This is a genomic window from Acinetobacter sp. AR2-3 (genome assembly GCF_001878775.1).
Classification (GTDB): Bacteria; Pseudomonadota; Gammaproteobacteria; order Pseudomonadales; family Moraxellaceae; genus Acinetobacter; species Acinetobacter lwoffii_D.
The window spans coordinates 1-646 of sequence record NZ_MJIQ01000014.1; the positions used below are offsets into that span (position 1 = coordinate 1).

Sequence of the window (646 nt, forward strand, 5' to 3'; positions counted from 1 at the left end):
AAATCACCGTATGATGATTTATGGAGTATAGAAGAAAAAGAAAAAGTTTATAAACCAATTCGACGCAGATTAAAGCAATTTCCTCCTCAGCCAGAAAAGGACCTGTTGTTATTCTTAGAGGAACATAGCCGTGAATTGGAAGACTGGCAACGAGATATATTAACAATGATGCGAGAGGAAATGCTTTATTTTTGGCCTCAATTAGAGACTAAAATAATGAACGAGGGTTGGGCCTCATTCTGGCATCAACGAATCATGCGGGAGCTAAAGTTAACTACTGCTGAAACTATCGAATATGCCAAATTAAATGCGGGGGTTGTGCAGCCCTCCAAAACATCGATTAATCCATATTATCTTGGGATTAAAATTTTCGAGGATATTGAAAATCGCTATAATAATCCTACCGAGGAAATGAAACGGTTAGGTGTTTTGCCAAATACGGGACGTGAAAAGATTTTTGAGGTAAGAGAGGTAGAATCAGATATTTCCTTTATTCGAAACTATTTAACAAAGGATTTAGCGAAGCGTGAAGATTTGTACTTGTTCCAAAAGAAAGGGAATGAATACCGTATAACGGATAAGGATCACGAGATGGTTCGCGATCAACTTGTATCCATGCGTGTAAACGGCTGTCTCTTATACACAT

The 646-nt window shown here is 37.9% G+C and carries 1 protein-coding gene; it reads left to right on the forward strand.

The window, feature by feature from the left end; genetic code table 11:
• Window positions 1-646: SpoVR family protein (locus BFN00_RS00690; protein ID WP_143115404.1), on the forward strand; the 646-nt coding region annotated here is incomplete at both ends.